Genomic DNA, 19,240 nt, shown 5'->3' on the forward strand with positions numbered 1-19,240 from the left:
ACGATCATGAAGATTGGTTTCCTTGGCGCCGGCCAGGTCGCCCAGACCATCGCCAGACACGTGCTGCCGCTCGGGCACGAAGTCGTGCTGAGCAACACGCGCGGGCCACAGTCCCTGCAAGTCCTGGTGAAGGAACTGGGAGCCGGTACATCCGCAGGTACACCGCAGCAGGCGGCCGAGCAGGACATCGTCGTCCTCGCGGTGATGTGGCCGGCCGTGCAGGCGGCGCTGTCTTCTGTGCCCGACTGGTCGGGGCGCATCCTGGTCGACGCCACCAACAGGCTCCCCCGCTCGAACACGCTCTCCCCGGGGGACCTACCGGAACGCACGTCCAGTGAGATTGTCGCCGACCTGGCCCCCGGCGCGAGGGTCGTCAAGGCGTTCAACTCGGTTCCGATGGCGTGGATCGCCGACACCTCCTCGTCCAAGCCGAACACGGTGCTGTTCGTCTCGGGTGACGACCAGCACGCCAAGCAGCCGGTCCTGGACCTGGTCCAGGAGAGCGGGCTGTGCGGCATCGACCTCGGAAGTCTGAGGACCGGTGGCGGACTCCAGCAGCTCGGAGGACCCCTGGCGGGAATCCGGCTCACGGCCGGTGAGAGGTTCACGTCATGAAAGCCCTCGTCTATGAACGGGCCCACCCGATCGAGGACTTCGCGGTGGAACTGGCCGAGGTGGCCGAGCCCGCTGTCCGCGCGAACGATGTCCTGGTCGAGGTCCGCGCGATCGGGATCAACCCCGGGGAGGCGTTCATGCGCCGCACCCGCAGCGCCGAGCCCGGCGGCCGGGTCTTGCTGGGCTTGGAGTTCGCCGGCGTCGTCCTCGCCCGCGGGGATGAAGTCCGCGGCTTCGACGTCGGCGACCGTGTCTTCGGCACCGGTGACCCGACACGGGACGGTGGCTGGGCCGAACGGCTGGCCGTCGACCACCGGGTCATCGCCAAGGTCCCGGACAGTCTCGCCCTCGACGATGCCGCGAGCCTTCCCATCGGCACGCTCACGGCCTACGAGGCTCTCTTCCGGGACCAGGACGCGCTACCGGCGGGCGTTGGACGGGTCCTGGTCCTGGGCGGGGCGGGAGGCGTCGGCTCCATGGCCACCCAGTTGCTGAAAAGCCTGACCGGCGCCTTCGTCATCAGTACCGCATCGCGTGCCGACTCAAAGGAGTGGTGCACGAGCATGGGCGCCGACCTCGTGGTGGACCATGCCGCGGACGTCCCGGCGCAGTTGAGCGCCAGCGGCATTGACCAGGTCGATATGGTGCTGTCCACGGCCAGGACCGCGGAGAACATCGGCTGGATCGGCGGGCTGCTGAGGCCCTTCGGCCACCTCGCCACCGTGGACGGCGTCTCGTCCCTGGATGCGGGCGTGCTGGCGGGCAAGTCCATCTCCCTGCACACGGAGATGGTGTTCAGCAGAATCATCCACGCGAGCGCGCCGCAGATTCAAGGGCAGATCCTTGCCTCCGTGGCAGACCTCGCCGCTGCCGGTCGCATTCGTCCGATCGTCACGCGACGACTCGCCGGACTGACCTCCGAGACGATGCGGACGGCTCACGGGCTCATCGAGACAGGCCGCACGACCGGGAAGATCGTGATCGCAGTCTGAGCGGCCGCCGTGCCCGTCCCGACAAGATTCAGAGACGACGGTCCGGCATCCTTGCGATGCCGGGCCGTCGTACTTGAGGAGAGGAGCGCCGGCCCGCCGGTTCCAGGCGTCACCGGCAAAAGCTCTGGCCGATCTCGGACGCTCGACCGGACAGGGCGATCCCGTGTGCCATCAGGTGAAGGGTGCCTCCGGCCCGCGGAGGGAGTTGGGTCGCCGCGCTCAGCTCTGCCGTTCCTGGATGCTGCGTCGCGGCGCCCTGCGCGCCCCTCGCGCGGGTGGGCTGTCCGCCGTCGCGGGGTGGGCGGCGAGCCTGCTGCGGAACGCCTTGGTGAGTTTGAGTGAGATGTCGAGCAGGCGCTCCTGGTCCTCCGTCGACAGGTCTCCGAAGGCGACGGCGGCCTTGTCCTGGTGCTGCTTCCAGCCCAGGCGCTGATGACGCAGGCCGGTCTCAGTGATCGCCACCACCGTGCTGCGGCCGTCGGTCGGGTGCGCGAAGCGCTCGATCATGCCCTCCGCCTCAAGGGCCTCGACCAGGACGGTCACCCGCCGAGGAGTGACTTCCAGCGCCTCGGCGATCTGCGTCATCGTCCGGTCGCCATCGCATTCGAGCACGGTCAGCACACGCAGGCGGGCGTAGCTGACGGTGTCGTCAGGAAGGCAGGCGTGAACCCAACGAGCCCAAACGGGACCCATTTCCGTGAACGCCTCAACCAGGTCGGTCGTCCGGGAGCACACGCCCGCGCTTGACATGCTGTACCCCGCTAGCATTTGATGGACCCCGCCACTAAATAGTGGATACCGCCAATTCTAGCCATCACCACCGCTAGGGGTACCTCCCATGTCATCGCTCTCAACTCCCGCGCCCCCCAGCGCGACCGGGGCCGCCTCCGACCCACGGCGCTGGAAGGCGCTGGTCCTGCTCGCCCTCGTCCAGTTCATGTTCGCCCTCGACGGGACGATCGTGAACCCGGCGCTGCCCACCATCCAGAACGACCTGGGCTTCAGCGCGAGCGGCCTGGCGTGGGTCGTCAACGGCTACACCCTGATGGCCGGCGGCTTCCTGATCCTCGGCGGCCGGGTCGCCGACCTGTTCGGCCGACGCCGGATGTTCGTCGCCGGCACCATCGTCTTCGCCATCTCCTCGGCCGTCAGCGGCCTCGCCCAGAACCCCGCGACGCTCATCGGCGCCCGCTTCGGCCAGGGCCTCGGCGAGGCCCTGGCCGCGCCCGCCGCGCTCTCGCTGGTCGTCCTGCTCTTCCACGACCCGAAGGAGCGCGCCAAGGCCATCGGCGCATGGGGCGGCATCGCCGGCCTGGGAGCGACCCTGGGCGTGGTGATCTCCGGGATCATCGTCAACGAGATCAGCTGGCGCTGGATCTTCCTGGTCAACCTGCCGGTCGCCGCGATCGTGGTGTTCATACTTCCCCGCATGGTCACCGAGAGCCGCATGGAGGGCGACCGCAAGATCGACTTCATGGGCGCGGTGTTCGTCACCGGCGGCCTGACCCTGGTCGTCGACGGACTCCTCAACGCCAGCGACCACGGCTGGGGCAGCGACAACGTGCTGATCCCGCTGCTGATCGGCACCGCTCTGCTCATCGGCTTCGGACTCTCCCAAGCCGCGTCCAAGGCCCCGCTCGTGCCGCTGCGCTTCTTCCGCAACCGGACCCGGATCACCGCCAACCTCGCCACCGTCTTCGCCGGTGCCGGCTTCTTCACGATGTTCTTCACCGTCACCCTCTACATGCAGGACGTACTGCACTACTCCCCGCTCAAAGCCGGACTGGCCTGGGGGCCCTTCGGTCTGATGCTTTTCGTCGGCATGGCCGTGAGCATGCCCCTGCTGCCCCGGATCGGCGTCAAAGCGGCCCTGACCGCATCCTTCGTCATCAGCGGACTCGGTCTGTACCTGCTGACCTCAATCACACCCGAGGCCCACTACGCCAGCCACGTCCTGCCCGGGATGCTCGTCATGGCCTTCGGCCAGTCCATCAGCTTCATCGGACTGCAGAACTCCGCACTCCACAAGCTTGGCCCGGCCGATGCGGGACTGGGCAGCGCGATGTCGAACACCTCCCAGCAACTCGGAGGCAGCCTCGGACTCGCCATCCTGGTCACCATCGCCCTGCGCCACACCACATCCCGCATCAGCGACGGGGTCTCCCCGCCCGTCGCCGCCACCGACGGCTACGTTTGGGCCCTCAGGCTCGCCGCCGCTGCCATGATCGTGGGCGCCATCGTCGTGGCGACCCTGTTCGAGAAGGTCGCCTTCACGCCCCCCGACAAGCAGGCGCTAGAAGCCGCAGAAGCGTCCGCCGGCGAACTGAGCATGAGCGCGGCACGATGACGCAGACCGGCTTCCACTCTGGCATCACATCGCGTCACAGATTTGGCGCGCCCGTGATCGCCAGAGCCAAGGGGAGGGCTTGATCGAGCTTGCCACCGGCAGTGCCTTGTCCGACACTATTCCGCCCTCGGGCACCGTCACGGCCAACGTCAGACACCGAGCGGCGATCTCCGGCCCCCGCCGCCGGCTCCGTTCGGTGGCCGCGGGAGCCCGGGGCACCCACACCGCCTAGCCCAAGCCGTCGCGGAGACGTTGACTGCGCCTCTGCGGCTCGATCCCGAGTTCGGGCCGCCTCTGGGCCAGTTGACCTGACAGAGCTGTCCTGGGAACCTCAGCCACCCAGTACCATCCCTGACACCCGCCACGACCAGATGAACTCGGGCCGGAGACCGACCCGGGCTCAGTAGTGGCCGAGCGTGCAGTACTTCATCACTGAACGCTGGTTTCCGAACGGGGATGGGAGCCCCCGCCGGGGCTACATCTGATCTGCCAACTACGCTGCGTTGTCACAACGGCTGTGACTGCGCACTTGAGTTGGCGGATCTCGCCAACTCAAGTGCCGACAGGAGGCGGCCTCATGATGACACCCAGAACGGCGGGCGCGAGATAACTACTCGGCTGGCGTCCGCCCCTCCTTTGCGCGTCACCCCCGCCCGTCGGGCGGGTGGTCAGGCAGGAATGAGGAGGGCACTGAGGGCTGCGGTGGAGAGCCCTTGACGCTGCCCGTGGGAATCGGCACCTCTGCCACCCTGCCCCAGGTTTCGAGCATCGAGTATTTCGCAGAGTCGGCGTCGGCCTCTGGCCAACCGAACCGGGTATATAGCCGATTCAGCAGGTTGGACACGGTAATTGGTGCCCCAATCAAAAGCAGCGCCATCTTCTGCGGTGATGCCTCCAGCACGCCAAAGACGTCTCCGTGCTCCTGGTCCAGCAGCGCGCCCATCTCCGTGAAGAACAGACGGAGGCCGTGTCGACTGCCGTGGGCGACTGCCGACAGCGCGCGGTATGAGGTCCGGCCGAGCCGGCTCTCCTTGCTGACGGCTTGGTCCACGAGCGTTGTCGCGGACGGCTGGCAGTCGCCGATCCGTGGCGGCTTGTAGTTCCTCCCCGGGTGCGGGGACAGACGGGATTGAGTCGCTCCTTGGAGAATCTGGCTGATCTGGGTGTCGCACGCGTTAGCAGCGACTTCGTCATTCAGGTCCTTGACCAAGATCCGCTGGTCCCAAAGGGATGACAGACGGTCGTTCTGGTGGCGGCGAATGCGCTCCAGGGAGGGGAGGTCAGGTTCAAGCAGGTAGTAGCCACGGGCTGCGACCTCCGTTGCGCTGCGCGCGACAGCCGATGGCCCGAACACAAACGGCCTCGTTGACTGGAAGATGCCAGCTAGGCAGGTCAGATGGTCTACCGCCATGATCGCCAGATGAAGCCCGGCAATGTTGGCATCCCGGCACGGCGCCTTCCCCCAGTCTCCGGCGTGTGGCTCGTCCTTCGCGTCCTGGGCAGCCGGGGAACCAGGAAGGAAGCCTTCGTAGGTCTCGCGGTCCGCAGCAAACCTGTCGGAAAGACGGAAGATCGCGTTCGCCAGATCCGCCCACGGGTCAGAGGACATAGAACCAACATAGGGCGAGGCGGGTGGGGCGGCAGTTCGGTGTGATCCAACCAGTTGTCTCGCTGGGAGAGCCGGGGGTCGTGGCAAGGTCGCTCAGCGACGCTGGATCGGCACGCGAGCGACGAGCCCGCCGACACCCAGGCGCTGAGCAGAGTATCCGCCAATCCGGATGCTCATCCGCCAAATCAACTGATCCGGCACAAGGCGGTTCGCCTATGCGGAGCCGTCTCGACCGCTTAGACTAGAACGCATGTTCGATACATACCCGCCGCCTGTGCACACGCTTCACCAGGAAGTACCGCCGGACTGGCCTCTGCTCCTCGTACGCGCCGAGCCTCCGGGTCCAACCGATCCGTGCTCCACTCGCCGGCGCGAGGTGTTGGTCGCCATGGACGATGGGAGCTGGGAGGAAGCGGTGGTCTGGGCCTGGACGTGGAATGGGAGCGGGCGACCTGTTCAGTGGCGCTGTCAGATAGAGGTCGGAGGCCACATCAGTTGGTACGTCCACGACGATCGCGTGATCCGCCCGACCACGCCCGGCCGCTGATGTCCACGGACGGTCTGACGCCCGGCGGACAGCGACTTGCGCTTCACTATGCCCGCACGCTCGGCCTGGTCGCACAGGTTGCTCAGGCGGCGGAGTCTGGCGACTACCCGGCGCTTTCCGATTTCGCAGGGGCGCTCTCGACAGCGGCGGACGAATTGGCCGCCGCCGCGAGCTTTGTCACGACTGAAGGGTCAGCGACCTCGCCGCGCGGCCTCCTTCTTGCTGTTCATCGTCTCGTCTCGCCAGAGGAGTGATCTTGGCGGGCGAGCGGGCACCCGGCGGTGCCCGGCGTTCGCAGCTGGCTCGCGGGGTGCTCGCATGCCCAGATTTGATCACGCTCCGTGGTGAGGGTTCCGGTGAGGGAGCCGTCGATCCGATGCGAGCGGTACCGGATCCTCTTCAACTTGCGCCTGATGGCCTTAGTCCTTGGACAGTCCGGGAAATCCATGTGCCCGGCGTTAGCGCCCAGTGCCACCATCGAGCCATGAACGTTGACCGGGCTGTCCCCCGCGCGGCGGTGGACACCACGCTCGCTCGTATCAGTGATCTGCGGGCCGAGACGCTGAAGCCGATTCACAAGCAGCACCTTGTCTCCTGCGTCCTCCTGGAGCGGTTCACCGAGCCGACCCCCGCGGGCCTCGCGCTCTACCCCTTCAACCTGGACAAGCCAGACGGCCGCCACCCCGCCAAGGGTGTGAAGGGTGTTGGTCACATGGAGAACTTCGTCGCCTTCGCCTCCGGCTCGTTGGAGGAGCTGTGGCACGAGACCGAGATGCTGATGCCGCCGGTCTTCGACGCCGTCGATGCCGGGACCGCTCTAGAGGACCCGGCGTACGTCCGTCTCCTCCAAGACCTCCTTGCGCTCCACCTCACTCGCTCGCGCACCTATCGGCAGGTTCACGCCGATTCGTTCCTGAAGGCGTACCGGTGGTCGCTGACCCGGCTCACCGGCGAGATGCGTGAGGATCTGCGAGGCGCGGTACTGCGCGAACACGGCCTGCACATCGTCGGTCCGGGAGGGCTGGAGTACTTCGCCCACCGGTACATGGAACCCTCCGTCGAACTGTTCCGCACCGAGGCGTTGCTGCGGGCTCGCATCGAAGAGATCTACGCCGAGACCCGCCGCGAGGTGGGCAACGCCGGCCTGCAGATCATCACCCCGCAGCACGGCGACAGCGAGTTCCTGATCGGCGACAACCCCGCCTTCACCCGCGGCATCGGCCCCCAGGGGCCGACCATCCGCGTGGCCCTCGGCGACGCCAGCACCGCCATTCTGCCGATCGGCCCGCGGTACCTGCTCGCACTCGCCCGCAAGCACGAGCAGATCGCGGTTCCCCGGGAGGCGGTCATGGAGGTCAACATCCTCCAGGTGCTTACCGCTCACGACCGAGTCTTCATGCGGCCAAGCAGCGGCCTGCAAGACTTGGTCCGCAGGGTCTGCCACCGCAAGCGTGAGCTCGCCGAGCAGGAGGCCGACGCCAGTTGAGTCGACGCCGCGACAGCCTGCGGAGAGGGCCCGGGCGTACCAGATGATTCGGGCACTCCGTCGGCTACTGGGCGGTGCCGTCAGCCGGCGGCTCATAGGTGGCTGTCAGGAACTCTGAGGTGTCTCGGCCTGCTCCTTTAGCTGGAGGATCTCGCCGCAGATGATGTAGGTGTTGAGTGCAACCAGGTTCGCCGTGCGCAAGGCAATGGAGGCGTGGACGCCCTTGTTGGTCAGCTTACTGACGGCGGTGTACCGGCTGTGGAGGCCCTCGGTCAGGGCGACCATCATTTCGGCGGAACTAGCGCTCGCGTTTGCCATTTTGATGAACTCGAAGAGCCGGTTGCGGTAGGCGGGTTGGTCCAGCTTGTTCCCCGTCGCGCTGGGCTCCTGCTGGGCTGGCAGGGCATGATCGACCACTGCCTCCAGGATGCGTCGGCATGTAGTGGTCGCTTGTGCCAGCTCCTCGGCCGCTGGCTTGTCCGGATCATTCGAGGCAGCTTCGTTCAGCCGTCGATAGACGGCGGTGAACTGTTCGACAAGGCCAGGGACACCGGTGTTGAGGAGTCGGTCCACTGTCGCTTTGTAGCCGCCGAAGATCGAGTCGTTGATTGAGCTGTAGCCGAAGCGCCGTTCCCACTCGCACAAGTACGTGAAGGTGCGGTGCCTGATCAGTTCGAGCAGATTCGTAGTCCGGAGCGCGGCGGCAAGACTGTCGGGGGTGTCCTCCTGTCGGCTGAAGGTTGCGGTGAACCACTCCAGAGCGGGCACGGACGTGGAGTCGGTGAGCGATTCCGGATTGTCCCGGTCGACCATGCGATCTCTTAGGAATTCCCGGGTGGCTACTCGGCCTGGGCTGTCCTCTTCGCTGTCCCACATCTCCGGGTCGGGCAGAAATCGCTTCACGGCCTCGCGGTTGGCAACCGGGTCGCCGTTCCCGATGCCCGTCAGCTCCAACGAGAGCCGCACCGCGGTTTGCGAGTCCCCGGCCAGGCTGGCGATGCGGCATGCCCGCCGGACTGAAACGGGCAGGGGGCGGTCATCGAATTCGTCCAGCGCGCTGCGCACGAGGGCCAGGATCTCGTCTGTCGAAGTCACCCGCTGACTGTAGTTCCGTCGGCTCCCTGCGTGCGGCGACAAGGTAAGAACTCGGACCCCCTTGCTCTCTGTGACGAGAGCAAGGGGGTCCGAGTGAGCCTCCTGAAACTGACGATCCATCAGGAATTCTCGTGTCCGGTGCACATCGGGTGCACAAGAGGACGAGATCTGACGCAAACCAACGAGAGACGATGAGAGACGTTTTCGCAGGTCAGGTGCGGTTATTCAGGAGTTCGTGCTGGTAGGCCAACTGTGCGATTTAGAGGTCGAAGTAGAGCTCGAACTCGTGGGGGTGGGGGCGGAGGGCGATGGGGGCGACCTCGTTGGTGCGCTTGTAGTCGACCCAGGTCTCGATCAGGTCGGGGGTGAAGACGCCGCCGGCCAGGAGGTAGTCGTGGTCGGCTTCGAGGGCTTCGAGGACGGCCGGGAGGGTGGCCGGGACCTGGGGGACGGAGGCGTGCTCGTCGGGGGCGAGCTCGTAGAGGTCCTTGTCGACCGGCTCCAGCGGCTCGATCTTGTTCTTGATGCCGTCGAGGCCCGCCATCAGCATCGCCGAGAAGGCGAGGTACGGGTTGGAGGACGGGTCCGGGGCGCGGAACTCGATGCGCTTGGCCTTGGCGTTGGCGCCGGTGATCGGGATGCGGATCGCCGCGGAGCGGTTGCGCTGCGAGTACACCAGGTTCACCGGGGCCTCGAAGCCGGGGACCAGGCGGTGGTAGGAGTTCACCGTCGGGTTGGTGAAGGCCAGCAGCGACGGGGCGTGCTTGAGCAGGCCGCCGATGTAGTAGCGGGCCGTGTCGGACAGGCCCGCGTAGCCCTGCTCGTCGTAGAACAGCGGGGAGCCGTCGGTCCACAGCGACTGGTGGCAGTGCATACCGGAGCCGTTGTCGCCGAAGATCGGCTTGGGCATGAAGGTGGCCGTCTTGCCGTTCCGCCAGGCGACGTTCTTGATGATGTACTTGAACAGCATCAGGTCGTCGGCGGCCGCGAGCAGCGTGTTGAACCTGTAGTTGATCTCGGCCTGGCCGGCCGTGCCGACCTCGTGGTGCTGGCGCTCGATCTGCAGCCCGGCCCTGGTCAGCTCCAGGGACATCTCCGCGCGCAGGTCGGCGAAGTGGTCCAGCGGCGGCACCGGGAAGTAGCCACCCTTGTAGCGGACCTTGTAGCCGCGGTTGCCGCCCTCCTCGACCCGGCCGGTGTTCCAGGCGCCGGCCACGGAGTCGATCTCGTAGAAGGACTTGTTCTGCTTGGTCTCGAAGCGGACGTCGTCGAAGACGTAGAACTCCGCCTCGGGGCCGAAGTACGCGGTGTCGGCGATGCCGGAGGAGGCGAGGTAGGCCTCGGCCTTCTTGGCCACGTTGCGCGGATCGCGGCTGTACTGCTCGCCGGTGATCGGGTCGTGGATGAAGAAGTTGATGTTGAGGGTGGAGTCCTTGCGGAAGGCGTCGAGCCGTGCCGTACCCAGGTCCGGGACCAGCGCCATGTCGGACTCGTGGATCGCCTGGAAGCCGCGGATCGACGACCCGTCGAACATCAGGGTCTCAGCCGGATCGAAAGTCGCGGCGGGAACCGTGAAGTGCTGCATGACGCCTGGAAGGTCACAGAACCTGACGTCGATGAACTTGACGTCGTTCTCCGAGATGTACCTGGACACCTCGTCGGCGTTGTTGAACATCCATCCTCCTCGGCCCGGCGGAGCGCCAGGATTGCGGGTGCGGACCGCCGGTCCCGCCGGCGGTACACCGGTGTGGCAACGATAGGAACTGGCCGTTTCTCGCTCGTGACCCATATGTTTCACGGATGTTAACCACACCAGGTCAACGAGAGGTCGACCCTTGTCGTTCCTGGCCTGCGGGCACGTCATCGGGTCGGCAGGGTTCACTCCTGCGTGAGAGGTCTGGACCAATATCCCGAACCGCCCCCCGGGCGCGAATCGGGAGAACGCGGACGGCTACTGTGGGCGTGTGGACGACAGCAGAAAAGTCATCGGATCGTGGATCGAGGGCCCGCGGGCCGGCGCCGAGCAGATGGGCGCGGATTTCGGCTACCGGGGCCGCCGCCTCGGCCTGCCCGAGGAGGGGCCGGGCTCCATTGCCGGCACCGGGCGGCGGCTGGCCGCGGTCGTCATCGACTGGTGGATGTGCGCGCTCATCGCCTACGGCCTGATCTCCCACGGCAACACCGTGGTGGCCAACTACTGGGCCATGTTCGTCTTCTTCGTGCTCAGCGTGCTCACCCTCGGCACGGTCGGCAGCACCCCGGGCAAGCGGCTGCTGGGTCTGCGGCTGGTCAGCGTGAGCGGCGGCCGGGCCTCGGTGGGGCAGGTGCTGCTGCGCACCTTCCTGCTGCTGCTCGCCGTGCCGGCGCTGATCTGGGACCGCGACGGCCGAGGGCTGCACGACAAGGCCGTGGGCACGGTGGAGGTCCGGATCTGACCCCTGCGGGCCGGATCCGACCGGATCCGACCGGTGCCGCGGGTGTGAACCGTGCCGTGGGAGCGTGAAGAGGCCCCGGTCGCTCCCTTGCGGGGGAGCGGCCGGGGCCTCGCGTTGCAGTGGGGGCGGGGGCGCGGTCAGCGCCCCTTGCCGCCCTTGGGCATCCGCGCGCCCTTGGGCAGCGGGCCCTTCGGGATCGGTGCGTTCGCCATCAGGTCGCCCATCGCCCGGAGCCGGTCGTTGATCTGCGTGACCTGCGACGCGGGCAGCGTCCGCGGCATCCGGGTGAGGTGCAGCTGCAGCTTCTTGAGCGGGATCTGGCCCTCGTCCTCGCCGACGATGATGTCGGTCACCGGCACGTCGCCGACGACCCGGCTCATCTTCCGCTTCTCGGCGGCCATCAGCGGCCGCAGCCGGTTGATGTTGCCCTCGCCGACCAGCACGATGCCCTGACGGCTGACCGCGCGGTGCACCGCGTCCTGCTGCCGGGTGGCCGCGACCACGGGGGTCACCGTCCAGCCGCCGCGCCGGATGTTGTTGAGCACGGCGGCAGCCGCGCCGGGCTGTCCGTCCATCTGCCCGAAGGCTGCCTTCTCGGCCCTGCGGCCGAAGACCACGACCGCGCCGAGCACGCCGGCGAAGAGGCCGAGGATGCCCAGGTAGATCGGGTGTCCGATCAGGAAGCCGATAACGAGGAGCACCGCGAAGGTGCCGAGCCCGATACCGGCGATGATGAGACCGATTTTCGGGTCGACCCGCTTGGTCATGGTGTACGCCAGACGGATCTGCTTGATTCGTCCGGGGTTTTCGTCGGTGGTTTCCTGCCTCGCCATGGGGCTCATCGTACGGGGCGACCACCCCCGATGCCCAAGCCCGGGGGTGTTAATCCCGTCTCGGGTTGATCTCGACAGCCTCGACGGCCCTGGCGGCTCGGCGACGCCTCAGCGTGCGGGTCGGAGCCGGACCGGCTCGACGTCCTCGCGGTCCTGGGCGTAGCGGCGGTTCTCGCAGACGGCGTCCCAGGCGTTGCGGCGTGCGGTCTGCTGACCGCCGCCGAGGAGCACCGACTCGGCCCGGCGCAGGGCACCGCCCATGGACCGCAGCCCGCCGCTGAGCAGGCCGCTGCTGAGGTTCCCGGTGCTGAGACTCCCGGTGATCGGGCGGTGCGACTGCGGGCGCGGCTGCCGGTCGGTCTGGCCGCGCGTGGATGTGACGGACTGCATGATGAACCACTCCCCTTGTGGTTGCGCTGCGTGTCGGGGTGCGGCCCGCGCCGGGAGCGGGTACTCCCCGGTACTCCCTGCGCGGCTGCCACCCCATCGTCACCACGCCGTGTTACCGCGTGATGACCCCCGGGTCAAACATGCATGAAACCTGGACACCAAAAGATGATCGGTTTCGGTCGTACGCGTTCAGACCGCGGCGCTGCGGTGCTCCAGTGCCTGGCGGTAGAGGCGGCCGGCGCGGTAGGAGGAACGGACCAGCGGGCCGGACATGACGCCGGCGAAGCCGAGCTCCTCGGCCTCCTGCTGCAGCTCCACGAACTCGTGCGGCTTGACCCAGCGCTCCACGGGGTGGTGCCTGGGGGAGGGGCGCAGGTACTGGGTGATGGTGATCAGCTCGCAGCCGGCCTCGTGCAGGTCCCGCAGTGCCTCGCTGACCTCCTCACGGGTCTCGCCCATGCCCAGGATCAGGTTGGACTTGGTGACCAGGCCCACCGCGCGGGCCTCGGTGATCACCGAGAGCGAGCGCTCGTAGCGGAAGCCGGGGCGGATCCGCTTGAAGATCCGCGGCACCGTCTCGACGTTGTGCGCGAGCACCTGCGGGCGTGAGGAGAAGACCTCGGCGAGCTGCTCCGGGACCGCGTTGAAGTCCGGAATCAGCAGCTCCACGCCGGTCTGCCCGGTGGCCCGGTCGGCGGTCACGGCGTGGATCTGCCGGACCGTCTCGGCGTAGAGCCAGGCGCCGCCGTCCTCCAGGTCGTCGCGGGCGACGCCGGTGATGGTGGCGTAGTTGAGGTCCATGGTGAGCACGGACTCGGCCACCCGGCGCGGCTCGTCGCGGTCGAAGTCCGCGGGCTTGCCGGTGTCGATCTGGCAGAAGTCGCAGCGCCTCGTGCACTGGTCGCCGCCGATGAGGAAGGTGGCCTCGCGGTCCTCCCAGCATTCGAAGATGTTGGGACAGCCGGCCTCCTGGCACACCGTGTGCAGACCCTCGCGCTTCACCAGCGACTGCAGGGCGGTGTACTCGGGGCCCATCTTCGCCCGGGTCTTGATCCACTCCGGCTTGCGCTCGATGGGGGTCTCGCTGTTGCGGACCTCCAGACGCAGCATCTTCCGGCCGTCGGGTGCGACAGCGGACACGTGCGGCTCCCTCAATCTAGTTTTCGGGCGATCCCCCAAGGGTACGCCTCTGCTTCCATGGGTCGTGCCGGGCGGTGGGCCCCGTATCGAAGGGGACCGCCGGTACGGGTACCGACATTCGCGCGGGCCGGGGGCCGTCTACACGCCAACAGCCGCGCCGGGCGCGCCATTCCGGGCCGTGCCGGTCAGCTCGCCGAGTACCTCCGCGAGGTGGTGCTCGACCACCGGCAGCGCCTCGGCCACGCTGACGTCCCGGCCCAGCTCGGTGCTGAGCGAACCGACTCCGGCGTCGCGGATCCCGCAGGGGATGATCTGGTCGAACCAGGTCATGTCGGGGTCGCAGTTGAGCGCGAAGCCGTGCATGGTCACCCCGCGCGCCACCCGTACGCCGATCGCGGTGAGCTTGCGGTCGTCGCCGCGCTGGCCGGCGTTGGACGCGGCGTACTCGGGACCGGCCAGCCGGGGGTCGATGCCGAGCTTGGCGCCCATCCGCAGGGTCAGCGCCCCGATGTTCACCACCCGGTCCGCGTCCACCACCGCGCCGGGCAGTTCCTCGCCGAGCACCCAGACGCCGCTGCGGCCCTCGACCCGGCTGGTGCCGACCCCGAAGTCGGCGCAGGCTCGGATCAGCGCCTCCTCCAGACGGCGGACGTAGGCCACCACGTCCATCGGCTCCGGCAGTTTGACGATCGGGTAGCCGATGAGCTGGCCGGGGCCGTGCCAGGTGATCTCGCCCCCGCGGGTGACCTGGACGACGGGTGTCCCGTTGAGGGGGTAGTCCTCGGGACGGGTGCGGCGGCCGGCCGTGTAGACGGGAGGGTGCTCCAGCAGCAGGACGGTGTCCGGGATCTCGTCCGCGACCCGCAGCGCGTGCAGCCGCTGCTGCTCCGCCAGGGCCTCCGGGTACGGAACCGCCCGCTCGCCGATGCCCAGGTGTACGAAGCGCAGTTCGCCGCTCACCCTTGCCGTCCCTTCCCTCGGATGCCTGCTGGCAACTGTACGACCGCACGGCTGTCCGACCGTACGACCGCAGGGCGTGGGTGGGGGATGGAGGATGAGAGATGTGCTGACAGATATTGAAATCTGTCAGCGCATCATGCATAGTTGTCATCGGGCGGTCCGCCGCCCATCCCGTGATCGACACCCGTCGTTTCCCAGAACCCGAAGGACCCCTCATGAAGCTCCGCCAGCTCGGCAGCACCGGCCCCCGCGTCTCCGCCCTCGGCCTCGGCGCCATGGGCATGTCCGACCTCTACGGCCCGGCCGACGAGGCCGAGTCCATCGCCACCCTGCATGCCGCCATGGACGCCGGCGTCACCCTCATCGACACCGGCGACTTCTACGGCATGGGCCACAACGAACTGCTCATCCGCGACGCCCTGCGCAGCAGCGGCCGGGACCGCGGCGAGGTCGCCATCAGCGTCAAGTTCGGCGCGCTGCGGGACGCCGACGGCGGTTGGTGGGGCAATGACACCCGCCCCGCGGCCGTCAAGAACTTCCTCGCCTACACGCTGCGCCGGCTCGGCACCGACCACGTCGACATCTACCGCCCGGCCCGGCTCGACCCGAACGTCCCGATCGAGGAGACCGTCGGCGCCATCGCCGAGCAGGTCCAGGCCGGCCATGTGCGGCACATCGGGCTGTCCGAGGTGGGCGCCGACACGCTGCGCCGCGCCCACGCCGTGCACCCCATCTCCGACCTGCAGATCGAGTACTCGCTGATCTCGCGCGGGATCGAGGCCGAGATCCTGCCCACCGCCCGTGAGCTGGGCATCGGCGTCACCGCCTACGGCGTGCTGTCCCGCGGCCTGATCAGCGGCCACTGGACGGCCGACCGGGCGATGGCCCCCGGCGACTTCCGCAGCATCAGCCCCCGCTTCGGCGCCGGCAACCTGGACGCCAACCTGGCGCTGGTCGAGGCGCTGCGCACGGTGGCCGAGGCCAAGGGCGCGTCGGTGGCCCAGGTCGCGATCGCCTGGGTGCTGGCGCAGGGCGAGGACATCGTGCCGCTGGTCGGCGCCCGCCGCCGGGACCGGCTGAGCGAGGCGCTGGGCGCGGTCGACCTGAAGCTCGGCAGCGAGGACCTTCGGGCCGTCGAGGCGGCCGTTCCGGCCGGTGCCGCGCTCGGCGACCGGTACATTGCTGCCCAGATGGCACACCTGGACAGCGAGAAGTAAGGCCGGACGACCCAGCGATGGCGGACACAGCGCTCAGCACCGAGCAGATCCTGGAGGCGGCGGAGGACGTCCTGCGCCGCTTCGGTCCCGCCAAGGCGACCGTGGTGGACGTGGCCCGCGCGCTCGGCGTGAGCCACGGGACGGTCTACCGCCACTTCCCGAGCAAGGCCGCGCTGCGCGAGGCGGTCACCGAACGCTGGCTCAATCGCGCGCACGCGGCCCTGCCCGCGGTGGCCACCGGCCCCCAGGCCCCGGACGTCAGACTGCGGCTGTGGCTGCGGACCCTGTTCGAGGCCAAGCAGCACAAGGCGCTGGACGACCCCGAGCTGTTCGCCACCTACACCGTGCTGGTCGAGGAGAGCAGCGCCCTGATCGGCGAGCACCTGAGCGGGCTGGAAGCGCAGCTCGGACTGATCATCGGCGAGGGCCAGCACGAGGGCGTCTTCGCCCTGGACGCCGACCCGCTGACCCTCGCCCACGCCGTATTCCAGGCCACCGCCCACTTCCACGACCCCGTCTACGCCCCCGGCTGGTCCGACCCCAGGGCGGCCGAGGACCTCTCGGTGCTGACCGACCTGCTGCTCCGCGGCCTGCGCGTCGGCGGCTGAGGCCGCCGGCCGGTGACGCCTGTCGGCGGCGGGCCGCAAGCTGGCGCCCACGGTCCTGCCCTGCGGTGTGGCCGGCGGTGCGGCGGGTGCGGCCTACGGTGGTCCGCGCGGCAGCGATCCGCGTCGGTGTCCGCGTCGGTCTGCGTGGCGGCGGGCTCAGGCGGTCTCCAGGGCGGTGGCGAGCTGGGGCGGTTCGTCGGTGTCCGGGCCGGCCCGGAGCCGGGTGCTGATCCCGGCGGCCAGCGCCCGCAGCAGCGGGGCCTCGGCGGAGCGGTCGTCCAGGCAGTCGGCCAGTCGCAGGTAGACCGCGATCAGGGCGGGGTGCTCGTCGCCCAGGGTCTCCTGGAAGATCGACGCGGCCTCCCGTAGCACCGCCTCGGCGCGGTCCCGGTCGCCGGTCGCGCGCAGCACCGGGCCCAGCCGGGACAGCGTCTTGGCGCGGTAGTGGTGCCGCTCGCCGTAGCGGGTCCGGTAGATCCGCTCGGCCTCCTCCAGCGTCGCGCGGGCGTCGTGCGCCCGGCCCTGGGCGAACTCCAGCGAACCGCGCTTGTTCAGCGTGGACGCGTACTTGTGCTCGTCGGTGTCGCGGCGCTTGTAGTGCAGCGCCACCACCGGTTCCAGCAGTAGCCACGCCTCCTGCAGTTGGCGCGCCGCGGCCCGCCGCAGCTGCCTGCGGCGCAGCGGATGCCGGGTGGCCCTGGCCCGGTCCCGGTCCTGCTCGCCCTGCCGGCGCAGCACGTCGGCCAGGAACTTGGCGATCTGCACGGTGTCGAAGTCCGTCGCGCCGGGCTGCTCGTGGAACACCGCCAGCGCCGCCCGCAGCTCGCGCTCGGCCTCGTCCAGGTCGTCCCGGTCCTGGGCCAGGATGCCCAGGTCGCGGCGGATCGTGGCGCGGAACAGCAGGTGCTGCGGCAGTTCCTGGCTGCCCCGGGCCGGCACCAGCCGCTCGGCCCGCCGGAAGCAGGCCGCCGCCCGGGAGGGGCGGCCGGCGTTGCGGTGGATCAGGCCGGCCTGCTGCTCGGCGATGGCCCAGTCCAGGCTCTGCCACTCGGAACCGTGTGCCTGATAGATGGTCACGGCCTGCCGGACCGCGTCCAGTGCCTCGTCGAAGCGGGTCTGCTCGCGCAGGATGCCGCCGAGTTCGCGCAGGCACTCGGCCCGGACCGGCAGGAACTCCGGCTCGGCCCGGTGCGCGGCACAGTGCGCCAGCGCCTCCCGGCAGGCGGTCTCCGCCTCCGCCAGCCGGGCCAGCAGGAAGTACTGCCGGGCCACCGCCAGCCGGGCCCTGGCCCGGCTGAGCGGGTCGCCGATGCCGAGGTCCCGCAACTGCGCCTCCCGCTCGAACAGCAGCAGCGCCCGGGGCCAGTCGCAGCGGTGCTCCTGGTAGCTGCCGGCCCGGTGCAGCAGCCGCACGATCGCCTCCGGGTCCCCGGCCTCGGACTCGACCTCGTCCGCGACGGCGTCCGAGCCCCAGGAGAACTCGTTGGTGCTGGCCTCGACATGGGGCATCAGCCGTTCGCACATCGCCCGCAGGTCCGGCTGCAGGAAGCTGTGCGGGAAGGCGGCCTCGACCAGCCGCACCGCGGCCTGGGACCACTCCAGCCGCCCCAGCTGGTCCAGCCGGCTGCGGATGAACAACTGCACCCGCGGGTGCAGGCCGTAGGCGACCGGGACGTTCCGTCCGTCCCCGGTGCTCGTCAGCAGGGAGTGGCTGACCAGCAGGATCACCACCCGGTCGATGGTCGGTTGCTGACCCAGCATCCGGCGCAGCCGGGGCGGGAGCACCGCGCGGTGCCGGTAGAGGGTGCTGTGCGGCACGTCCTCCGACGCCAGGTAGGCACAGAGGCGCAGCAGGTCCTCGGCCCCGGGCACCTGCCGGGTGACCCGGTCGATGGCCAGCTGGAAGGTCTTCTCGTCGGCGGCGCCGGTGGCCACCAGCGCGGGCAGATGGCCCAGGTAGTCCTCGGCGGACATCTTGGCCAGGTCGAGGTAGGCGCCGGCCTGCTCCAGCGCGAGCGGCAGCCAGCCGAGCCTGCTGCCGAGTTCGGCCAGTCCGGCCTGGTCGGCCCCGGATCGCTTGCGCAGGAAGCGCAGCCCGTCGGCCGGGCCCAGCGGGGCCAGCGCGATGTCGCCGTAGGCGAGGCCGTTCCAGTTCTCACGTCGCTGGCTGGTGATGATGATCTCGCCGTTGCCCTCCGGGGGAAGGTAGCGGCTCAGCGCCAGCGGGCCGGTCTCGCGCGGGTTGTCCCCGGTCGGGAAGTCCTGGACGTCGTCGTAGACCAGCAGCCATCCCGGCTGGTCCCGCAGCCAGGTCCACAGCTTGCTGAGCATGACGGTGTGGCTCTCGTCGTAGGGGATGCCGACGCAGGCGGCCAGTTCCAGCAGCTCCCCGCGCAGGGTATTGGGGCGGGAGGCGTTGAGCCAGCGGCTCAGCAGGTGCTCGCCGACGTGCTTGCGGGCGTAGGCGAGCGCCAGCTGGGACTTGCCGACGCCGCCCAGGCCGTGGATGGCGCAGACCCGCGGCGTCTCCGAACCGTGGGTGTGGGCGAGCAGGGCGCGCGGCGGCGTGGCGGCCGGGAGCAGCAGCTCCTCGATGCGGTGCAGTTCGTCGTCCCGGCCGGTGAAGTAGACCGAGAGCGGGGGCAGGTTGTGCGCCGGCGCGCCCAGTTGCGGCCCCGACTGCGTGAGCGGGAGCCCGGCGACGGACAAGTCGGCCCCGACCGGCCCGTCCGCGTCGCGGGTCCGTACCGGGAACAGCGCGAGCACGGCGGCGCCACCCGTCAACAGGGCGGCCCCACCCGTGAGCACCCAGAACAGAAGTTCACCGGGATGCAGGGTCTGCGCGATGATCTGGGAGAACGTCTCCAGTACGGCGATGGCCGCGACAACCCCGCAGACCAGTAGCGCACGGCTCCGACCGGGTACTCCGCCCCGCTGCCGCGGCACTGTCATGAAACCGCCCTTCG

The 19,240-nt window shown here is 69.0% G+C and carries 17 protein-coding genes; 8 read left to right on the top strand and 9 right to left on the bottom strand.

Going from position 1 to position 19,240, the window contains the following annotated elements; all coding sequences use genetic code 11:
- Nucleotides 1-6: 6 nt before the first annotated feature.
- Both ABH925_RS24015 and ABH925_RS24020 read left to right on the top strand, forming a co-directional pair.
- On the top strand, nt 7-615 hold the full coding sequence (locus ABH925_RS24015) for an NADPH-dependent F420 reductase (RefSeq protein ID WP_370150918.1): 609 nt from the start codon (nt 7-9) through the stop codon (nt 613-615).
- Nucleotides 612-1,607 (top strand): zinc-binding dehydrogenase, encoded by a 996-nt coding sequence (locus ABH925_RS24020; protein ID WP_370150919.1) that lies wholly within the window; start codon nt 612-614, stop codon nt 1,605-1,607. The genes ABH925_RS24015 and ABH925_RS24020 overlap by 4 nt, the downstream gene beginning before the upstream one ends.
- A gap of 219 nt (nt 1,608-1,826) precedes the next feature.
- On the opposite strand, the gene ABH925_RS24025 is transcribed toward ABH925_RS24020, so the two are convergent.
- Nucleotides 1,827-2,357 carry a MarR family winged helix-turn-helix transcriptional regulator gene (locus ABH925_RS24025; protein ID WP_370150920.1) on the bottom strand — a complete coding sequence of 177 codons (531 nt, stop codon included), beginning with the start codon at nt 2,355-2,357 and terminating at the stop codon, nt 1,827-1,829.
- An 88-nt stretch (nt 2,358-2,445) separates the two neighbouring features.
- On the opposite strand from ABH925_RS24025, the gene ABH925_RS24030 reads away from it, so the two are divergent.
- The gene (locus ABH925_RS24030) at nt 2,446-3,954 is read left to right on the top strand and encodes a DHA2 family efflux MFS transporter permease subunit (RefSeq protein ID WP_370150921.1); all 1,509 of its coding nucleotides are present in this window, start codon (nt 2,446-2,448) and stop codon (nt 3,952-3,954) included.
- Between the two features lie 643 nt (nt 3,955-4,597).
- On the opposite strand, the gene ABH925_RS24035 is transcribed toward ABH925_RS24030, so the two are convergent.
- A complete protein-coding gene (locus ABH925_RS24035; RefSeq protein ID WP_370150922.1) occupies nt 4,598-5,563 on the bottom strand; it encodes a hypothetical protein in 966 nt (321 codons plus the stop codon).
- Nucleotides 5,564-6,109: 546 nt separating this feature from the next.
- On the opposite strand from ABH925_RS24035, the gene ABH925_RS24040 reads away from it, so the two are divergent.
- On the top strand, nt 6,110-6,364 hold the full coding sequence (locus ABH925_RS24040; RefSeq protein ID WP_370150923.1) for a hypothetical protein: 255 nt from the start codon (nt 6,110-6,112) through the stop codon (nt 6,362-6,364).
- 230 nt (nt 6,365-6,594) lie between these two features.
- Nucleotides 6,595-7,596, top strand: a complete 1,002-nt coding sequence (locus ABH925_RS24045) for a DUF4238 domain-containing protein (protein WP_370150924.1) — start codon at nt 6,595-6,597, stop codon at nt 7,594-7,596.
- Nucleotides 7,597-7,701: 105 nt separating this feature from the next.
- Here ABH925_RS24045 and ABH925_RS24050 read toward each other — a convergent pair whose 3' ends face one another.
- Nucleotides 7,702-8,691 carry a hypothetical protein gene (locus ABH925_RS24050; protein WP_370150925.1) on the bottom strand — a complete coding sequence of 330 codons (990 nt, stop codon included), beginning with the start codon at nt 8,689-8,691 and terminating at the stop codon, nt 7,702-7,704.
- Between the two features lie 259 nt (nt 8,692-8,950).
- Complete coding sequence (gene glnA, locus ABH925_RS24055; protein ID WP_370150926.1) at nt 8,951-10,366, bottom strand: type I glutamate--ammonia ligase; 1,416 nt, start codon at nt 10,364-10,366, stop codon at nt 8,951-8,953.
- Between the two features lie 352 nt (nt 10,367-10,718).
- On the opposite strand from glnA, the gene ABH925_RS24060 reads away from it, so the two are divergent.
- Nucleotides 10,719-11,126 carry an RDD family protein gene (locus tag ABH925_RS24060; protein WP_370151039.1) on the top strand — a complete coding sequence of 136 codons (408 nt, stop codon included), beginning with the start codon at nt 10,719-10,721 and terminating at the stop codon, nt 11,124-11,126.
- A 137-nt stretch (nt 11,127-11,263) separates the two neighbouring features.
- Here ABH925_RS24060 and ABH925_RS24065 read toward each other — a convergent pair whose 3' ends face one another.
- From ABH925_RS24065 to lipB, 4 genes are all read right to left on the bottom strand, one after another.
- The gene (locus ABH925_RS24065) at nt 11,264-11,959 is read right to left on the bottom strand and encodes a DUF4191 domain-containing protein (protein WP_370150928.1); all 696 of its coding nucleotides are present in this window, start codon (nt 11,957-11,959) and stop codon (nt 11,264-11,266) included.
- A 108-nt stretch (nt 11,960-12,067) separates the two neighbouring features.
- The gene (locus tag ABH925_RS24070; RefSeq protein ID WP_370150929.1) at nt 12,068-12,349 is read right to left on the bottom strand and encodes a hypothetical protein; all 282 of its coding nucleotides are present in this window, start codon (nt 12,347-12,349) and stop codon (nt 12,068-12,070) included.
- A gap of 189 nt (nt 12,350-12,538) precedes the next feature.
- Nucleotides 12,539-13,489: a lipoyl synthase gene (gene lipA, locus ABH925_RS24075; protein WP_370150930.1), complete on the bottom strand. Its 951-nt coding sequence runs from the start codon at nt 13,487-13,489 to the stop codon at nt 12,539-12,541.
- Between the two features lie 138 nt (nt 13,490-13,627).
- Nucleotides 13,628-14,449 carry a lipoyl(octanoyl) transferase LipB gene (gene lipB, locus ABH925_RS24080; RefSeq protein ID WP_370150931.1) on the bottom strand — a complete coding sequence of 274 codons (822 nt, stop codon included), beginning with the start codon at nt 14,447-14,449 and terminating at the stop codon, nt 13,628-13,630.
- Nucleotides 14,450-14,664: 215 nt separating this feature from the next.
- Between lipB and ABH925_RS24085 the strand changes: the two genes are divergently transcribed.
- Both ABH925_RS24085 and ABH925_RS24090 read left to right on the top strand, forming a co-directional pair.
- A complete protein-coding gene (locus tag ABH925_RS24085) occupies nt 14,665-15,666 on the top strand; it encodes an aldo/keto reductase (protein ID WP_370150932.1) in 1,002 nt (333 codons plus the stop codon).
- A gap of 17 nt (nt 15,667-15,683) precedes the next feature.
- Nucleotides 15,684-16,274, top strand: coding sequence for a TetR family transcriptional regulator (locus ABH925_RS24090; RefSeq protein WP_370150933.1), 591 nt, complete (start codon nt 15,684-15,686; stop codon nt 16,272-16,274).
- 156 nt (nt 16,275-16,430) lie between these two features.
- Here the strand turns inward: ABH925_RS24090 and ABH925_RS24095 are convergent, their stop codons facing one another.
- The gene (locus tag ABH925_RS24095; RefSeq protein WP_370150934.1) at nt 16,431-19,226 is read right to left on the bottom strand and encodes a tetratricopeptide repeat protein; all 2,796 of its coding nucleotides are present in this window, start codon (nt 19,224-19,226) and stop codon (nt 16,431-16,433) included.
- Nucleotides 19,227-19,240 lie beyond the last annotated feature (14 nt).

The sequence above is a fragment of the Streptacidiphilus sp. EB129 genome (genome assembly GCF_041262645.1).
In the GTDB taxonomy this organism is placed as follows: Bacteria; Actinomycetota; Actinomycetes; order Streptomycetales; family Streptomycetaceae; genus Streptacidiphilus.